The following is a 1687-nucleotide window of genomic DNA, read 5'->3' on the forward strand; positions in this document are numbered from 1 at the left end:
AAGAGACAACCCTACACCCCACACCCTGCCACCACGAGAAACTTTTTTTTGGCCGCAAACCCCACTTAGACATCAAAAGGGTGCGATAAGTTCCCTAAAACTACCGTAAAAATTTATTCTTAATCGGGCAATTTCATGAAACGAATTATCTCCCAATGTCGTAAGGAATTAGTGCAGTTTAGTCGTGATCGACTTACCCTCGCCCTCGCTTTCATTTTGCCCGTGATGACTCTTTTTATCTTTGGTTTTGCTATTCGTTTAGAGGCGAAAGATATACCAGTTTTAGTGCAAGATCAAGATCAAACAGTTTTTAGTCAAAATTATAGCGATCGCTTGTTCGCCACTAATTTATTTATTCCCGTGGTTTGGGAAGGCAACCCTGAAACCGCTTTAGATCGAGGTATTGCTAGGGCAATTGTTGTGATTCCTCCCGATTTTAGTCGTAATTTACAAGCCAATAAAACCGCCGAAATTCAAGCAATTGTTGATGGTACAGATGCTAATAATGCCCGAATTATTCGCAGTGCGATTAAAGCGACTACCCGCTCTTTTTTACAAGCAGAAAACTTAATTTCTGCTACTATTCCTATCGAAACTGCCACCCGACTTTGGTTTAATCCGGGACGACAAGAATCTCTCTATATTGTGCCGGGGGTTTATGCTGTGGTTTTATGGATTTTTCCCTCACTTTTATCAGCGATCGCTATGGTACGAGAAAAGGAAAAAGGCACAATTTTACAAGTTTATGCCTCCGCTCTCACTGCCGAAGAATTAATACTAGGTAAATCCCTCGCTTATCTAATAGTAGGAATCGGAATCGCTATCGGAGTTATGGGTTTAGGAAGTCTGATTTTTCAATTAAATTTTGCTGGTGATCCAATGCCATTACTGTTAGGAACTATCCTCTATTTATGGGCAAGTGTGATGTTTGGATTAATGTTAGGTGCGCGTACCAGTAATCAAAATTCTGCGGTGCAAGGTGTTTCTTTAGTGGGTTTTCTCACTGCTTTATTACTCAGTGGTTTTATTTATCCGTTAAGTAATATTCCCTTTCCCCTCTCTTTAGTATCAAATATAGTTCCCGCTCGTTATTATATCGAAATTACTAGAGATGCTTTTGTCAGGGGTGTGGGTTGGGCGGGTATTGGCAATAATTTAGTTATCATTTTCCTCTTGGGAATGGTCTTATTTTTATTGGCAATAAAAGCTCTATCAAGAATGCAGTTAGGAGAATAATAAGATGTTTAAGCAATTATTTACAGGTCGTTTTTTATCTTTAGTTATTAAAGAAATTCGGCAGATATTACGCAACAAACAGTTAATTATTCTCTTGATTTTCCCCCCAACTCTTCAACTATTAATTTATGGATTTGCTCTTAATCCCGATGTTCATCATATCAAATTAGGAATAGTCGATTATGCCGCTACTGCTGAAAGTCGCTCCCTCATCGCTGCTTTTACCGAAAATCAGATTTTTGATGCCGAAATGATCACTTTTGATGAGAAGACATTAACCCAACAGGTGGAAACAGGAAAATTAACCGCCGGTTTAATAATTCCTCCCGAATTTAGTCGCAATCTCACCCAAGAAAAAACCGCATCTATTCAAGTTTTTATCGATGGAGTGGATGCCAATACCGCAGGAATTGCTAAGGGTTATATCAATCAAATTGTCCAAGAATTCGGC

The 1687-nt window shown here is 39.0% G+C and carries 2 protein-coding genes; both read left to right on the forward strand.

From position 1 onward, the window contains the following. Nucleotides 1–135 precede the first annotated feature (135 nt). A complete protein-coding gene (locus IQ242_RS24095) occupies nucleotides 136–1236 on the forward strand; it encodes an ABC transporter permease (RefSeq protein WP_193961694.1) in 1101 nt (366 codons plus the stop codon). Between the two features lie 4 nt (nucleotides 1237–1240). Beyond that, nucleotides 1241–1687: ABC transporter permease (locus IQ242_RS24100; protein ID WP_193961695.1), on the forward strand; the 447-nt coding region annotated here is incomplete at its 3' end.

The organism is Microcystis sp. LEGE 08355, from assembly GCF_015207185.1.
Taxonomy (GTDB): domain Bacteria; phylum Cyanobacteriota; class Cyanobacteriia; order Cyanobacteriales; family Microcystaceae; genus Microcystis; species Microcystis panniformis.